This window comes from Archangium sp., from assembly GCF_045802675.1.
Classification (GTDB): Bacteria; Myxococcota; Myxococcia; order Myxococcales; family Myxococcaceae; genus Archangium.
On record NZ_JBJMQO010000130.1, the window covers coordinates 17198 to 30998 of the forward strand.

Sequence of the window (13801 nt, forward strand, 5' to 3'; positions counted from 1 at the left end):
ACACAGGCACCCCGCCAGGAGCCATGGGAAAGATTTTCCCCTCTGTCTGCCCATCATGCACACCCCTCCCTGGATCGTGCGACCCGGAGAAGATGGGAGGTGCGGAGAGCCAGGGCATCCGCCCGGGAAGGGGTCCATTGCGTCGAGGCCCCGACGCTGCGGGGCGAGCGCCAGGGCCTCGGGGGTCCGGCCCTTCCGTGACAAGGGCCGTGGGGTTTTGTCCGTACCGGGCCGCCTGCTCTCCAGGCGTCCGGGGGTGCTGCTTCAGCGCGGAGCGAGCCGCTTGAGGATGGTTACCGTGTCCACCGCAGCCTGGGCCGGCGGGAGCGCCGTGTCGGCAATGCCAGACACCACGCGGGTGATGTCATGGTCCACCGTGCCCGCCTTCGCCCAGGTGTCCACCGTGGGCGCGGTGATGTAGACGGAGTAGGCGTGGTGTCCCGAGCCGGGCCGCTCGCCGATGAGGTGCAGGATGGCCCGGTGCGAGTCCTTGTCCGGCAGCGAGCCGTACAGCACCTCGCCGATGTGGTAGCCGGCGCGCACGCGTCCCGCGGTCACCACGATGGGCTGTGGTGCCACCTCGTAGCCCGCCGCCGTCAGCTCCGCGCGCACCCGCTCCAGGTACGGCCCCAGGTGTCCTTCGTCCGTGAGCGCCAGCGCGTTGAGCCCATCCGAGAGGACGAGCTGCACGTCGTACTGGCCCGCGTGCGCGTCGCGTAGGAGCCGCAGGGTGTCCACCGATGGCTCGGCGACCTGCTCTCCCGAGGGCGGGTGGAGGATGTAGTCCTCCCGGTCCTTGGAGCCGGTGGCCACCGTGACGGCACCCGGCAGCGCGCTCGTGAAGGTGGTGGGCAGCTCGGCCCAGATGCTCTTCTTCGCGTCGTCGTAGAGGTAGCGGATCTCCTGGTCCAGCGTGGGCTCGAGGTCCCACGTGTTGACGCCGTGGCCCTCGGCGAGCCACACGCCGCGCTCGCGCACCTGCGCCATCTGCGCCCGGGCCTCGGCGAGCACCTCCTCGTCCGAGCGCGCGTCCCCCTTGCGCCGCCGGTACTGGAGGTACACCCAGGTGGGGTCGCCGAAGTGCTCGGTGGGCCGGCCCTGCGCGTCGATGACGCCGAGCTCCTGGTAGAAGGCCCACAGCGCGTCATCCACCTTGTAGCCGAACTTCTCGCGGATGCGGACGTGGTCCTGGAACGCCGTGGTCAGGTAGCTGAGCATCGGATCATTCTTCGTGGGCAGCGCCATGAGGTAGGCGGGGTTGGCCGGCATGATCTGATCCAGGCACCAGTCGAGGTCATCCAGATTGACCTCCATGTGCAGCGTGGAGCAGACGTCGAGGCCAATGGTAATGCCGTGCAGCTTGCCCATGACGATGTCCTCGAGGCAGCAGCGCACGAGCTGCTCGCGGGTGCGGAACACCTCGGGGCCGATGAAGCCCGCCACGTCGTTGAGGTGCACCCAGGGCGCGGCGGCCCTGCCCGCCCCGAGCTGCGCCTGGGCCACGCGCTGCCCGAGCACGCGCGCGAAGCCGTACTTGCGCGACTCGTGCACCACCATGTCGAAGCCCTCGGCGTGGCCGTTGGTGGCGTCGGCGCCCTGGCCCGTCTCGAAGTAGAGGCCGTAGCGGCCGGTGCGCTTCGCCGCGTGCGCCAGCATCTTGGCGAGGGTGACGTCGAACGTCTGGTTGGCGGCCTCGGTGCTGCCGAGGCTCTGGAACCAGAGCGCCGTGGAGCCGGGGTCGAGCTCCTCCACCTGGGCCTGGATGTCGATGTGGGCCAGCACGCAGTGGGGCATCACGTCCAGGATGCCGAATGTCTCCAGCACATCCTTGAGCGCGTTCTCCACGGTGCGCACCGACTCCACCTCGCTGGAGACGGGGTTGGTGCCGAGCACCACGTCGCCCACGGCGTAGGCCCAGCCGTTGAACACCTGCCAGCGGATGTCGTCCGGGTGGTCGGTGGGCGAGTTGGGCTGGATGCGCGCGCCCAGGTAGCCCTTGGAGCCAATCTTGCTGCCGGGCAGCGGGTTGAAGATCTTGCTGCCCACCGCGATGAGCTCCTCATTGCTCATCAGCTTCACGAGGCAGCCGATGATGTCGCTCGTCAGCCCAGGCATGAGGGCCTTGATGTCGGCCTCACTCCGCTCGAGCAGGAAGCGCTTGAGCTCGCCCATCCTCCAGCCCTTCAGGGTGTCCGCGGCGGTGGGGTCCGCGCTCTGCTCGATGAGCGCGTAGATGCCGTCCTCGAAGACGGGGTGGGCGCGCAGATCCCCGATGCGGGTGTTGGCGAGCAGCAGGCGCGCGTTGGCTCGCGAGCGCTCATCCGCGGCGGCCAGGCCCACGGCTTCGTCCCCCTCCTTGTACGCGTTGGCCGCGCCGAGGAGCTGCTTGTAGAGCGTCTGATCGAAGCCGCCCTTCTTGCGCTCGAGGTAGCGGAAGAGGTCGTCCGTGGGCCGCGCGTCGGGGATGTACACGCCGGGGGGCGGGGTCGTCTGGGGCGGCGTGTCCTCCTTGCAGCCCGCCAGCGCCAGTGCCGAGGCGCCGAACATCACCGAGCGCATGAACGTGCGGCGGCGCATGCTCACCGGTTGAAGGAGTGGGTGGGGAGAGGGTGGAGTGAAGCCGTGTGCTGTCCCCCGGCGAGGCCGGACCTTGTGCATCGTCTTCATGGGTGTTCCCCTTCGGCGAGTGGGAGCGGAGCTCCGCGCGCCCCCTCGGTGCGCGGAATGACTGGAAGTGTCACGGGGCGCTGACATGGAAGGCAAAGCGGCCCTGTCTGACTTTGATCACCCGTGAGCATTGCGCGCGGGCGGGGTTCCGGAGAGCCTCGCGGGTGCATGACGGAGCGCCCGGAAGATTCACTGGAGGATCTCGAGCTGCCGTGGCTCCAGGCCGTGGTGGTGCAGGTGTACGCGCTCATCCTGAGCGTCCTCACGCGCACCGCGGATGTGCTCGTGCTGCTGGCGCGTCCCCGGTTGCTGCGGCCCTACCTGGGCATCTGGCTGGCCGGGCTGATGCACTCGCCCTACCGCTTCCGGCGCTCCTTCGAAGTCGTCCGGGTGCTGCGCTCCAGCGGCCAGGGGATGCGCGAGCTCATCTATGGCGAGACGCCGCTGTTCACCGCGGTGGGGCTCTTCCGGAGGGCGGGAGTGGGGCGGGGCAGCCGGGTGGTGGACCTCGGGGCGGGACGGGGGCGGGTGCTGCTCGCGGCGCGGTGGCTGGGCGCGGAGGCGCGCGGGGTGGAGTTGTTGGCGGACCACGTGGCGAGCGTGGCGGGACAGTTGAAGCCCGCGGGCGTTACCCTCGCCGTGGGGGACGCGATGCGGGAGGAGCTCGGGGATGCCACCCATGTCTTCGTGAACTGGACGGCGCTGAGCCCCGAGACGAAGGCCCGGCTCACCGAGCGCTTCCGGACCTGCCGCCCGGGAACGCGCTTCGTCGTGGTGACGCGGCCCATCGAGGGTCCGGACTTCGTGCTGCTCGGCCGGTACCGGAGACTCTTCACCTGGGGCTTCGAGGCGGTGTGGCTCCAGGAGTACCGTCCCGGACCCGGATGAACCTTCCCAACCTGGACAGCATCGAGACCCCGGCGGCGCTCGTGGACGAGGACCGCCTGGAGAGCAACCTGCACAAGGCCGCCGCGTACATGCGCGAGCGCGGGTTGCGGTGGCGGCCGCACACGAAGACGCACAAGGTGCCGGAGCTGGCGGCGAGGCAATTGCGCGCCGGTGCCGCGGGCATCACGGTGGCCACGCCGCGCGAGGCGGAGGTGATGGGCACGGTGGCCGAGGACGTGCTGCTGGCGTACTCGCCCGTGGGGGACTCGAAGCTGGCGCGGCTGATGGCGCTGCCCCGGAAGGTGCGGCTCTCGGTGGGGCTGGACTCGCGCGAGGCACTGGCGGGGCTGGCCGGAGCGGCCCGGGGGGCGGGGCGGACGGTGGGGGTGCTGGTGGAACTGGATATGGGGATGCGCCGCGTGGGCGTGCAGACGCCGGAGGAGACCGTGGCGCTGGCGCGTGAGGCCGCCGGGGCGCAGGGGCTCGAGTACCGGGGCGTGATGTTCTACCCGGGGCACATCCGCATGCCGATGGCCGAGCAGGGCCCGGCGCTCGCGGAGGTGTCGAGGCGGCTGGCCCCGTTCCTGGAGGCGCTGGAGGCGGCGGGGTTGAAGCCGGAGGTGGTGAGCGGGGGCTCGACGCCGACGCTGTGGCGCTCGCACGAGGTGGTGGGGATGAACGAGGTGCGGCCGGGGATTACGCCCTTCTTCGACCGGGCGAGCGCGTGGATGGGCGTGTGCGGTTGGGAGGAGGTGGCCTACTCGGTGCTCGCGACGGTGGTGAGCACGGCGGTGCCGGGGCAGGCCGTCATCGACGCGGGCTCGAAGGCGCTGGCCAAGGAGGAACTGCCGGTGGGCGGGTATGGCGCGCTGCTGGAGCGGCCGGAGGTGGTGGTGCACGCGCTGTCCGAGGAGCACGGGCTGTTGGACTTGTCGCGCACGGCGTGGAGGCCGCGCGTGGGCGAGCGGGTGCGGGTGGTGCCCAACCATGTCTGTGTTTCGGTGAACCTGCAGGAAGAGCTGTGGGCCGTGCGCGCAGGCCAGGTGGTGGGCCGCTGGGATGTGACGGGGCGGGGACGCGGCCCGGCGTAGCGCCCCTCGGGGACCGTGGCGGATTCGAACAAAAACTCGTCCGACCCACGAAAGACGTCCGGGGCGGGTTGGGGCACGATACCCGCCATGAAACACCTCACACTGATGACGAGCCTGTTGCTGGCAATCCTGACCGGCTGTGCCACCACAGCTCCCTCCGCCTCCTCCGAGCGCCGCTACGAGGGCTCCGCCCACCGGTTGAAGGAAGACCCCCGGGTGGGCGTGTACACGTCGAAGCCCTGGGGCTTCTCGACGAACTCCTTCTGGATTGAAGGCCCGGAGGGGGTGGTCGTCATGGACACCCAATTCCTGACCTCGGCGGCGCGCGAGCTCATCGAGCTGGCCGAGCGCGAGACGGGGAAGAAGGTGGTGCTGGCGGTGGTGCTGCACGCCAACCCGGACAAGTTCAACGGGACGCCGGTGTTCCAGGAGCGGGGCATCCGGGTGGTGACGGCGCGGCAGGTGAGCGAGCGGATTCCCTCGGTCTTCGAGCTGCGCACGCGCTGGTTCAAGAGCCGGTATGCGCCGGACTGGCCGGAAGTGGAGCCCCGGCCGGAGGTGTTCGGCGCGGAGACGACGGTGCTGGAGGCGGCGGGGCTGAAGCTGAAGGCGCACGTGCTGGGGCCGGCGTGCAGCGACTCGCAGGTGGTGGTGGAGTGGGAGGGGCACCTGTTCACGGGCGACATGGTGGCCAACGGCACGCACGCGTGGCTGGAGCTCGGGCATCAGCACGAGTGGATTCAGCGGCTGGACGAGCTGGCGCGGATGAATCCCCGCCAGGTGCACCCGGGGCGGGGCGAGTCCGCGGGTCCGGAGTTGCTGACGCGGCAGCGGGCCTACCTGGAGAAGGTCATCGAGCTGGTGCGGGCCCTGAATCCCACGCTGCCGGTGCGGGACGAGGCGGTGGCCGAGGCCGTGCAGAAGGTGAAGGCGGCCTACCCGGAGCTGAGCCTCGAGGTGTTCCTCCGCGTGGGCATGCCCGAGGTGTACCGGCGCGAGGCGGAGCTGCGCGCGAACGCGGCCGGTCACTGAGTGCGTCGCTCGGGGACCATGACAGGAGGCGGGCAGGGTGTTACGCCCGTGGCCTTCGAGGTCGAGAGCGAATGCGCCAGGAGAAGTTCGCGACAGCGGTAGAGGCCGGTCACAAGGGTCTGGTCTACATCCGGATTCCGTTCGATCCGTCGGTGACGTGGGATGTACGGACCCGCCACTTCGTCCGGGGCCGCCTGAACGGATGCTCCTTCGAGGGGGAGATCGGCTTCCGACGGAGGAAGTTCTACATGCTCCTGGACGAGGAGCTTCAGCGGGCGGCGAAGCTGTCACCGGGCGACACCGTCGAGGCCGCCATGGAACCGCGCGAGCCGGGGGAGGAGGAATCCTCATCCAAACCCGGCCTGGCGTGGGGCCGGCTCGCCAGCGGTGCGGCGCCGCGTCCACGGGCCAAGAGCGCCACTCGTGCGGTCACGGCCGCGAAGAAGCCCGTCAGGGCGGCCACGAAGAAGAAGGCCACCCGGAAGGAGGCGCAATCCGCACCTGCTCCCGCCCGAAAGAAGCCTCCGGCGCGCAAGCGGGTCGTGAAGAAGACATAGGCCCGGGAGCCCTCCGGCCGCGTTTTTCGCGGACTGGTACGACCATCGGACCAGTTGCGGGAAAACGCGCCGGGGGGGGTGCCGTCTCCCGCTGGGGTTCTCCAACCGCTCAGTGCTCGGTGCGGCCCTCCTGGCTCTGCTTGTAGACGGAGAGCCGCGTGGCGTGCAGGAAACCGCGGGGGATGATGCCGAGCCCGTCCCGGAAGGGATTGAAGCGCAGCCGCTCGGGGTCCAACCGCACCTCGTCCCGCAGGAAGAGGTCCGCCAGTGGCGTCCAGGTGTGCGGCAGCCCGTGCTCCCTCGGCAATATCTCGAAGGTGAGCAGGGCGCGGCCCTCGAAGATGGCGTCCCTCAACCGTTGCACCCGCGAGCCGTGCCGCTGGGGCATGCCTCGCAGCGTGGTGAGCCGCAGCTTCGCCCTCCCAATCCCTTGCACCGTGAAGGGCGCCAGGCCGTAGTAGTCGTTCTGGAGCCAGTCGTGCACGTGCGTGGAGAGGAACGCGGGCGCCAGCGTCCACACGTGGCGCAGGGTGGCGAAGAGCACGTCCTGGTCCCCGGGCGCCGCCTCCGCGGTAATCCGTGAGTCGCGCCGGAAGCGCACCGAGGCCCCGAGAATGTCCGGCCACTCGCGTCCGCCCCGCCACGTTGCCGTGGAGAGCCGCACCAGCGCCGGACCCGCGAGGCGCTCGGCCACGGCCGTGAAGGGGGGATCCGTCTGTATCGGCACGACTTCGGCCAGCAGGCAGATGCCCTCGGCGTGCAGCGACCGGGCGTGCCTCCGCTCCGAGATGGCTCGGAAGGGCGGCCCTCCCAGCGTCCCCACTGCCCGTCCGACCGTCTCCAGCAGGCCCATGCGCACCACCTCCGGGAGCACAGGGTGGGGTGCCCCCGGCTCCTCCGCCCAATTCCGGCTCCCCGTCCGGACGCAGGGCGAGCGGGGGAGCGGCTTCGCGCTGGCTCCGCCCTACTCCAGGGCCGCCCAGAGGCCGTCGAAGGCCCGGCAGAAGGGGAGCACCAGCCGCGGGTCGTCCGACACGAGCACGTTCTCGTGATTCACGTCCGCCGCCGCGCGCGTCCAGTTGTAGCTGCCGGTGAGCAGGCGCATCCGGTCGAACACGGCGAACTTGTGGTGCATGTGCGCCTCCGTCCGGTCCACCCGGACGGCCACGCCCTCCCGCCGCAGCCGGTGGATGTCCGAGCCCGGGTCCATCGCCTTGTCCCCGTCCGACACCACCCGCAGCCGCACGCCCCGCGCGTGGGCCTCCAGCAGGGCCCGCGCAATCCGGTCATCCGTCAGGGTGAAGACACACACGTCCGCGCTGCCCCGGGCCTCGCCGATGAGCCGCACGATGGCCCGCAGGGGCTCCTCCCCGGGGCTGAACCAGGCCTCCACCCGGCTCGTCTCCCGCAGCTCCCGCGAGGGCAACAGCGCCTTCACCGTGTCCTCCAGCCAGCAGATGACCTCCCGGGCCCGGGGGTCCGTTACCGAGCCGCGCGCCAGCTCGAAGGCCCGCGAGCGGAACAGGGCCAGCACCGCCTCCCCGGCCTTGCGGTCGTCGAGGACGGCCTGGAGCGCCTGGCGCTCGGTGCGGCTGAGGGTCCGGTCCTCCAGCGTGGCGGCGAGGATGGCGTCGATGTCGGAGGCGTTCATGGGCTCACCCGGGAAGGGCCCCGAGCGTAACCTGGAGCACGAATCGGAAAGAACGGAGGGGCGCCCGGCCGGAGGGCGCATTAGTGTTGGGGGGCCATGAACATCCCCTTTGTCATCGAGACCACCCACCGGGGCGAGCGTGCCTACGACCTCTACAGCCGGCTCCTCAAGGACCGGATCGTCATGCTCGGCACTCCGGTGACCGATGATGTGGCCAACGTCATCATCGCCCAGCTGCTCTTCCTCGAGTCCGAGGACCCCGACAAGGGCATCAACCTCTACATCAACTCGCCGGGGGGCTCGGTGACGGCGGGCCTGGGCATCTATGACACGATGCAGTACGTCAAGTGCCCCGTGTCCACCATCTGCGTGGGGCAGGCGGCCTCCATGGGCGCGCTCCTGCTGCTCGCCGGGGCGACGGGCAAGCGCTACGCCCTCCCCAACGCGCGCATCATGATTCACCAGCCGCTCGGTGGCGCCCAGGGCCAGGCCTCGGACATCGACATCCAGGCCAAGGAAATCCTCCGGCTGCGCTCCTACATCAACGGCCTCATCGTGAAGCACACCGGCCACACCATCGAGCGCATCGAGAAGGACACCGAGCGCGACTACTTCATGAGCGCCGAGGAGGCCCGCCAGTACGGCCTCATCGACGAGGTGGTCACCAAGCAGACGCTGTCGGCCGCGGTCCCCACGCCCAACAAGGGCTGAGCCGCCGCACCTCGCCACTTTCGCGCGCAAGCGCCGCGGCCCGGGATTCCCACGGCTGCAACGCTTGCGTGCCGGGCTTTGGGGCTCTCGTCGCGTCGCGAGGGAGCCCCCCGTGGCACGGACCGTGCTCATTTTCAAGCTGTCATGGTCCCTCTTCGCTCCGCCCTCGCCCTCATCGTCTCCTCCGCCCTCCTCGGCAGCGCCTGCACCGGTCCGACCCAGGAGGGGCGCATGGTCCCGGAGTCCTCCCACACCGTCCAGAACGAGCTGGGCTACACCGACGTCGTCAAGCTCAGTCAGGACTATGCCCTCACCTCGGGCTACGAGGTGACGGAGGTGGCCGAGGCCGTGCAGGTGCGCCCCAACTACTGGCGCATCCGCTTCGGCCTGGCGCCCGAGGGCTCGGGGAAGATGCTGGACGTGGACTTCGACCAGACCCAGGGCCGCGTCGTGGGCACCACCGTGGTGGGCAGCGAGGCGGCGGGCCGGGGGGTGCGGTAGGCCGTCCGCTCAGGGCACGGCCGACAGGAAGCGCGTCACGTCCTGCTCGAAGCGGTCCGCCTCCTCCAGGTAGGGGAAGTGCCCGCTCTGCTCGTACTCGAGGAAGGTGGCGTGCGGCAGCGTCGTCGCCAGGGCCTTCATGCTCTCCAGGCCGATGGAGTTGTCGTACCGGCCGCCCACGACGAGCACCGGCGCGGAGACGCGCTCCGGGGCGGAGAAGCGGTAGTTGGGCAGCTCGGTGGAGAAGAGGGCCCGGGACATCTCCCCCGTGTTGCGCAGGCCGCTCTCCGCGTCCACCGCCTCCTGCATCTGGAGGGACGTGGTGTTGTGGAATTGCAGCTGGTTGAAGAAGGCCTGCGCGTCCACGCCCCGCAGCGCCCGCATCACCCGCGCGTAGTCCGAGGTGTCCTTGTCCTCCGCGGGGGTGGCCGGGGCCGAAGCCAGACGCTCGGGGTACAGGCGCTCGAGCTCGCGCTTCCAGGTGGCGAAGGAGCTCGCCGCGTCGGAGAAGCCGCTCACGTACACCACGCCCGCCACGTGCTCGGGGTAGCGCGCCGCGTACTCCAGCGCGAGCGTGCCGCCGAAGGAGTGGCCCATCAGCACCCAGCGCTCCAGGCCCAGGTCCTGACGCAGCGCCTCGAGGTCCGCCACCAGCACCTCCAGCGAGTAGCGGGCGTCCCACGGGCGCTCGGAGCGGCCGCAGCCGCGCTGGTCGAGGTACACCATGCGCCGCTTCTTCTCCAGGCGCGGGCCCATTAGGCGGGCGAAGCTGTAGCTGTTGTAGCCGGGGCCCCCGTGGAGGAAGAGCACCGGGGCGCGCTCCGCCGGTGCCTCGCCGGCGATGCGGTAGTACAGCCTCACCCCATTGAGGACGCGCTGGTGCTCGCCCGCGGCCAGCGGCGGCTCGGTGTTGAGGGCGAGCGGCGCGTGGTGCGTACAGGCGGCCACCAGCGCGCACAGGACGGCACAACCCAGGAGTCCAAGACGCGAGGTTCGCATGGCCCGTATGTGTGTCATCTCCGGCCCCGGGTTGCCCGTGCCACGGGCGGCAAGTGTCGCCCGCTGTCCGGCGCGACTGTCGGGTGGTGGCTATTCCGTCCGGGTGATGCGGTTCGTCTCCGGCGGGGCGAGCGGGGAGTGCGTCTTCAGGTACGCCTCCAGTGCGTCCAGGTCCACCGGGCCGCCGCGGCGCTCGGTGCCCTCGGCGAGCACGCGGAAGCCGTCGCCGCCGCCCGCGAGGAAGTTGTTCACCGTCACGCGGTAGCGGCCCGCCGGGTCCACCGGCGCGCCGTTGAGCCGGAGGCTGGCCGGGTCCACCTTCTGGCCCACGGGTGCCGAGGCCTTCCACGTATAGGAGAAGCCCCGCGAGGGCTGGAGGATGCGCACGGTGTTGCCCTCCCACTGCGCCTCCAGCAGCGAGTGCAGCTGCGCGCCGGTGAGCGTGAGCGTCACCAGTGAGTTGCCGAAGGGCTGGATGGTGAAGGACTCGCCGTAGGTGACGTCGCCCGCGTCGAGGTCCGCGCGGACGCCGCCCGGGTTCATGAAGGCCACCTGGGCGCCCGCGTCCTTCGTCGCCTCGAGCTGCGAGTCGGCGATCAGATTGCCCAGCGTGGACTCGCCCGAGGGCCAACGCCGGGCGCCCGGCTGCTGGAGCGGTGCCGTCACCTTGCCGAGGACGCGGTCGCGCAGCGGGGCGGCCAGCCTGTCGTAGCGCTCCACCAGCGCCTGCACGTCGGGCACGCCCTCCACGTCCTGGGTGACGAGCACGTTGTGCGCGGAGCTGCCCACCACGTCGCCGGTGGAGGTGTCCAGCACGAGCTCCAGGTCGGTGATGACGCGCCCATAGGAGGCCGCGCTGGTGACGGGCTTGCCGTCGATGACGCAGTTGTAGGCCTGGTGGGTGTGGCCGCTGATGACGGCGTCCACCTCGGGGTCGAACCGGTGGACGATGTCCACGATGGCGCCGGAGATGCCCTCGCACCCGTCATACGGGCCCGGCGCGGGGTTCTGCGCGGCGCCTTCGTGAATCAGCACCACGATGGCGCGGATGCCCTGCCGTTTCAGCTCGGGGACGAGCGCGTTGACCGTGTCGGCCTCGTCGCGGAACTGGTAGCCCTGGATGCCCGCGGCCTCGACGATCTCCGGCGTGCCCTCGAGCGTCATGCCGATGAAGGCCACCTTCACGCCCCCGAGCTCGCGCACCGCGTAGGCCGGGAAGAGCGTGTGGCCCTGGGCGTCCACAACGTTGGCGGAGAGGTACTGGAAGCGCGCCCCCTCGAAGGGCGTGCCGTCCTGGCAGCCGTCCACCGGGTGGCAGCCTCCGGTCTGCATGCGCCGCAGCTCGGTGGTGCCCTCGTCGAACTCGTGGTTGCCCACGGAGGTGAGATTCAGCCCCGCGAGGTTCATCGCCTCGATGGTGGGCTCGTCGTGGAAGAGCGCGGAGACGAGCGGGCTGGCCCCGATGAGGTCTCCCGCCGCCACCACCAGGGTGTTTTGCGGATCCCGGGCGCGCAGCTCGGCCAGATGGCGGGCGAGGAAGCTCGCGCCGCCCACCTTCACCTTCTGGGCGCTGCCGTCGGGGTTGGTGCCGGTGCGGATTTCTCCGGAGGAGCCCTGGGGCGGCAGGAGGTTCCCGTGGAAGTCATTGATGGCCAGCAGGCGCGCATGGACCTGGCGGGGCGTTGTGCCCCGTGCCGTCGCTGTGCCCGGGCCCGGGCCCGGGTGGGCGCAGGCGGCGAGGAGCGTGGTGGCGAGCAGGAGCGCGTGGAGCGGCGAGGGCCGGGACGGCGAGGGAGGGTGCATGCGGGGGTTCCTATCACCCTCACCCCGTGCGTTGGCGCGTGCGTGCGAGTTCGCCCTAAGCTTCGGAGGACCGTGAAGGGAAACGTCATGTGGGCCCGCTCGTACACAGTCCGCGCGCTCTTCGCGGTGGGGTTCCTGCTCCTTTTCTACACGGTGACGCTGGGCGTGGCGCTCGGGCTGCTGGCCCTCCCGTTCTTCCTGGACACGACGCACCGCTTCCATGCGCTGTTCTCCGCGCTGTGCCTCGCGGGCGCGGGGGCCATCCTCTGGAGCCTGCTGCCGCAGCGCGAGCGCTTCGTTCCCCCCGGCCCCCGGCTCACCGCGGACGAGCACCCGCGGCTGTTCGCCACCCTCCAGGACGTGGCCGGGCGCATGGACATGGCGCTGCCCGCGGAGGTGTACCTCGTCGAGGACGTCAACGCGTACGTGTCCCAGGTGGGCGGCTTCCTCGGCTTCGGCGGCCGGCGGATTCTCTGCATCGGCCTGGGGCTGCTGGCGGTGGATGACCTCTCGCAGTTCCGCGCCGCCGTGGCGCACGAGCTCGGGCACTTCAAGGGCGGGGAGACGAAGCTGGCGGGGCTCGTCTACTCCACGCGCTCGGCGATGAGCCGCGCCCTGGCGTTGCTCGGCCAGCACGAGCTGCCGCTGCGCAAGCCCTTTACCTGGGTGCCCAAGCTCTTCCTGCGCATCACCCAGTCCATCTCCCGGCAGCAGGAGCTGGTGGCGGACGAGTGGAGCCTGCGCATCGCCGGCAAGCGGGCGCACGTCTCCGGCCTGCGCTGCGAGGCGCTCCACGCCCAGGGCTACCGCCGCTTCCTGGAGCACGAGGTGTACCCGCTGGCGCACCGGGACGTGGTGCCGGACAACCTCTTCGAGGGCTTCCGCCGCTACCTCGCGAGCCCCGCCTGGGAGGAGGCCCGGTGCGAGCTGGCTGGGGCCGGGCCCGCGCGCGACGCCCGGCCCTACGACTCGCACCCGGGCATGGAGGAGCGCATCGCCTTCGCGGAGGCGGTGCGGGTGCCGGACGTGCCCGAGGACCCGACGCCCGCGTACACGCTGCTCTCGGACGCGGAGGCGCTGGAGCGGCGCTTCACCGCGGAGCTGTGGCCGAACGCGGTGGAGCTGGTGCCCTGGGCCGAGGCCGGCGCGCGCTGGAGCGTGCTGTGGAACGAGACGGCCACGCGGGTGCAGGCGCGGGTGCCGGACTTCTCGCTGGCGCGGGTGCCGGGGCTGCTGAAGGACGCCGCCGCGCGCGAGGCCTTCGCGGAGGTCATCGACCCGCGGCTGGTGGGCTACCGGGCGCCGGACCGCGACGAGCGGGTGCACGAGGTGGTGAGCCACGCGGTGAGCGCGTACGTGGCGAGCATCCTCGGCCGGCACGGCATGACGTGGCGGACGTCCCCCGGCGAGCCGCTGACGTTGGAGCGCGACGGGGAGCGGGTGGAGCCCACGGCCCTGGTGGAGGGACTGCTCGCGGGGACGCTCGGGCCCGAGGCGCTGGAGCGCCTGCGCGAGCGGCTCGGGGTGGCACCCGGGGCCACGTGGAGCGTGCGCGAGGAGGAGCGGGCGAGGGCGCTCGCGCCGCTGGCGGTGGTGACGGTGCTGCGGGTGGGGGACGTGGTGACGGTGCGCGCCCCCTTCGAGCGCATGGGCCTGCCGCTGTGCTGCGCGCTGTGCCGGGGCACCCTCGCCCGCCACGTGGAGACGCGCTTCCACGTGGGTGGCGTGATGCGGGATGACGGCGACGTCACCATCCAGGTGCCCGTCTGCGAGGCCCATGCGCGCCAGGCGCACAAGGCCTTCAAGGTGCGCCACTACGACGAGGAGTCGGACCTCATCACGCTCGAGGTGCCCGGCCCCGAGTACGCCGAGCTCGTCCAGCGCAGCAACGCCTGAGCACC

General features: G+C 71.1%; 12 protein-coding genes. 7 read left to right on the forward strand and 5 right to left on the reverse strand.

Going from position 1 to position 13801, the window contains the following annotated elements; genetic code table 11:
* Window positions 1-264 precede the first annotated feature (264 nt).
* Window positions 265-2577 (reverse strand): ethanolamine ammonia-lyase subunit EutB, encoded by a 2313-nt coding sequence (eutB, locus tag ACJ8AN_RS36340; protein WP_407760176.1) that lies wholly within the window; start codon window positions 2575-2577, stop codon window positions 265-267.
* 258 nt (window positions 2578-2835) lie between these two features.
* On the opposite strand from eutB, the gene ACJ8AN_RS36345 reads away from it, so the two are divergent.
* The 4 genes from ACJ8AN_RS36345 to ACJ8AN_RS36360 all read left to right on the forward strand — a co-directional run bounded on the left by ACJ8AN_RS36345 (window position 2836) and on the right by ACJ8AN_RS36360 (window position 6235).
* Window positions 2836-3555, forward strand: coding sequence for a class I SAM-dependent methyltransferase (locus tag ACJ8AN_RS36345; RefSeq protein ID WP_407760177.1), 720 nt, complete (start codon window positions 2836-2838; stop codon window positions 3553-3555).
* Window positions 3552-4646 (forward strand): D-TA family PLP-dependent enzyme, encoded by a 1095-nt coding sequence (locus ACJ8AN_RS36350; protein WP_407760178.1) that lies wholly within the window; start codon window positions 3552-3554, stop codon window positions 4644-4646. The genes ACJ8AN_RS36345 and ACJ8AN_RS36350 overlap by 4 nt, the downstream gene beginning before the upstream one ends.
* An 87-nt stretch (window positions 4647-4733) precedes the next feature.
* Window positions 4734-5678, forward strand: a complete 945-nt coding sequence (locus ACJ8AN_RS36355) for an MBL fold metallo-hydrolase (RefSeq protein ID WP_407760179.1) — start codon at window positions 4734-4736, stop codon at window positions 5676-5678.
* A 71-nt stretch (window positions 5679-5749) separates the two neighbouring features.
* Complete coding sequence (locus ACJ8AN_RS36360) at window positions 5750-6235, forward strand: DUF1905 domain-containing protein (protein WP_407760180.1); 486 nt, start codon at window positions 5750-5752, stop codon at window positions 6233-6235.
* Window positions 6236-6344: 109 nt separating this feature from the next.
* Here the strand turns inward: ACJ8AN_RS36360 and ACJ8AN_RS36365 are convergent, their stop codons facing one another.
* Both ACJ8AN_RS36365 and ACJ8AN_RS36370 read right to left on the reverse strand, forming a co-directional pair.
* Entirely contained in the window at window positions 6345-7088 is a 744-nt protein-coding gene (locus ACJ8AN_RS36365) for a hypothetical protein (protein WP_407760181.1), read from the reverse strand.
* Window positions 7089-7199: 111 nt separating this feature from the next.
* Entirely contained in the window at window positions 7200-7886 is a 687-nt protein-coding gene (locus tag ACJ8AN_RS36370; RefSeq protein ID WP_407760182.1) for a phospholipase D-like domain-containing protein, read from the reverse strand.
* A gap of 96 nt (window positions 7887-7982) precedes the next feature.
* Here ACJ8AN_RS36370 and clpP point away from each other — a divergent pair, with 96 nt between their 5' ends.
* Window positions 7983-8597 (forward strand): ATP-dependent Clp endopeptidase proteolytic subunit ClpP, encoded by a 615-nt coding sequence (gene clpP, locus ACJ8AN_RS36375; protein ID WP_407760183.1) that lies wholly within the window; start codon window positions 7983-7985, stop codon window positions 8595-8597.
* A 231-nt stretch (window positions 8598-8828) separates the two neighbouring features.
* Complete coding sequence (locus tag ACJ8AN_RS36380; RefSeq protein WP_407760184.1) at window positions 8829-9098, forward strand: hypothetical protein; 270 nt, start codon at window positions 8829-8831, stop codon at window positions 9096-9098.
* Window positions 9099-9107: 9 nt separating this feature from the next.
* Here the strand turns inward: ACJ8AN_RS36380 and ACJ8AN_RS36385 are convergent, their stop codons facing one another.
* Together ACJ8AN_RS36385 and ACJ8AN_RS36390 are read right to left on the reverse strand one after the other, a co-directional pair.
* On the reverse strand, window positions 9108-10097 hold the full coding sequence (locus ACJ8AN_RS36385) for an alpha/beta fold hydrolase (protein WP_407760185.1): 990 nt from the start codon (window positions 10095-10097) through the stop codon (window positions 9108-9110).
* Window positions 10098-10187: 90 nt separating this feature from the next.
* The gene (locus ACJ8AN_RS36390) at window positions 10188-11900 is read right to left on the reverse strand and encodes a bifunctional metallophosphatase/5'-nucleotidase (RefSeq protein ID WP_407760186.1); all 1713 of its coding nucleotides are present in this window, start codon (window positions 11898-11900) and stop codon (window positions 10188-10190) included.
* 72 nt (window positions 11901-11972) lie between these two features.
* Here ACJ8AN_RS36390 and ACJ8AN_RS36395 point away from each other — a divergent pair, with 72 nt between their 5' ends.
* The gene (locus ACJ8AN_RS36395) at window positions 11973-13796 is read left to right on the forward strand and encodes a M48 family metalloprotease (protein WP_407760187.1); all 1824 of its coding nucleotides are present in this window, start codon (window positions 11973-11975) and stop codon (window positions 13794-13796) included.
* Window positions 13797-13801 lie beyond the last annotated feature (5 nt).

What these genes read in the sequence shown, in the direction of transcription:
- eutB (WP_407760176.1), bottom strand. Translation starts at nt 2,577, where the DNA reads ATGCGCCGCCGCACGTTCATGCGCTCGGTGATGTTCGGCGCCTCGGCA.
- ACJ8AN_RS36345 (WP_407760177.1), top strand. Translation starts at nt 2,836, where the DNA reads ATGACGGAGCGCCCGGAAGATTCACTGGAGGATCTCGAGCTGCCGTGG.
- ACJ8AN_RS36350 (WP_407760178.1), top strand. Translation starts at nt 3,552, where the DNA reads ATGAACCTTCCCAACCTGGACAGCATCGAGACCCCGGCGGCGCTCGTG.
- ACJ8AN_RS36355 (WP_407760179.1), top strand. Translation starts at nt 4,734, where the DNA reads ATGAAACACCTCACACTGATGACGAGCCTGTTGCTGGCAATCCTGACC.
- ACJ8AN_RS36360 (WP_407760180.1), top strand. Translation starts at nt 5,750, where the DNA reads ATGCGCCAGGAGAAGTTCGCGACAGCGGTAGAGGCCGGTCACAAGGGT.
- ACJ8AN_RS36365 (WP_407760181.1), bottom strand. Translation starts at nt 7,088, where the DNA reads ATGGGCCTGCTGGAGACGGTCGGACGGGCAGTGGGGACGCTGGGAGGG.
- ACJ8AN_RS36370 (WP_407760182.1), bottom strand. Translation starts at nt 7,886, where the DNA reads ATGAACGCCTCCGACATCGACGCCATCCTCGCCGCCACGCTGGAGGAC.
- clpP (WP_407760183.1), top strand. Translation starts at nt 7,983, where the DNA reads ATGAACATCCCCTTTGTCATCGAGACCACCCACCGGGGCGAGCGTGCC.
- ACJ8AN_RS36380 (WP_407760184.1), top strand. Translation starts at nt 8,829, where the DNA reads ATGGTCCCGGAGTCCTCCCACACCGTCCAGAACGAGCTGGGCTACACC.
- ACJ8AN_RS36385 (WP_407760185.1), bottom strand. Translation starts at nt 10,097, where the DNA reads ATGCGAACCTCGCGTCTTGGACTCCTGGGTTGTGCCGTCCTGTGCGCG.
- ACJ8AN_RS36390 (WP_407760186.1), bottom strand. Translation starts at nt 11,900, where the DNA reads ATGCACCCTCCCTCGCCGTCCCGGCCCTCGCCGCTCCACGCGCTCCTG.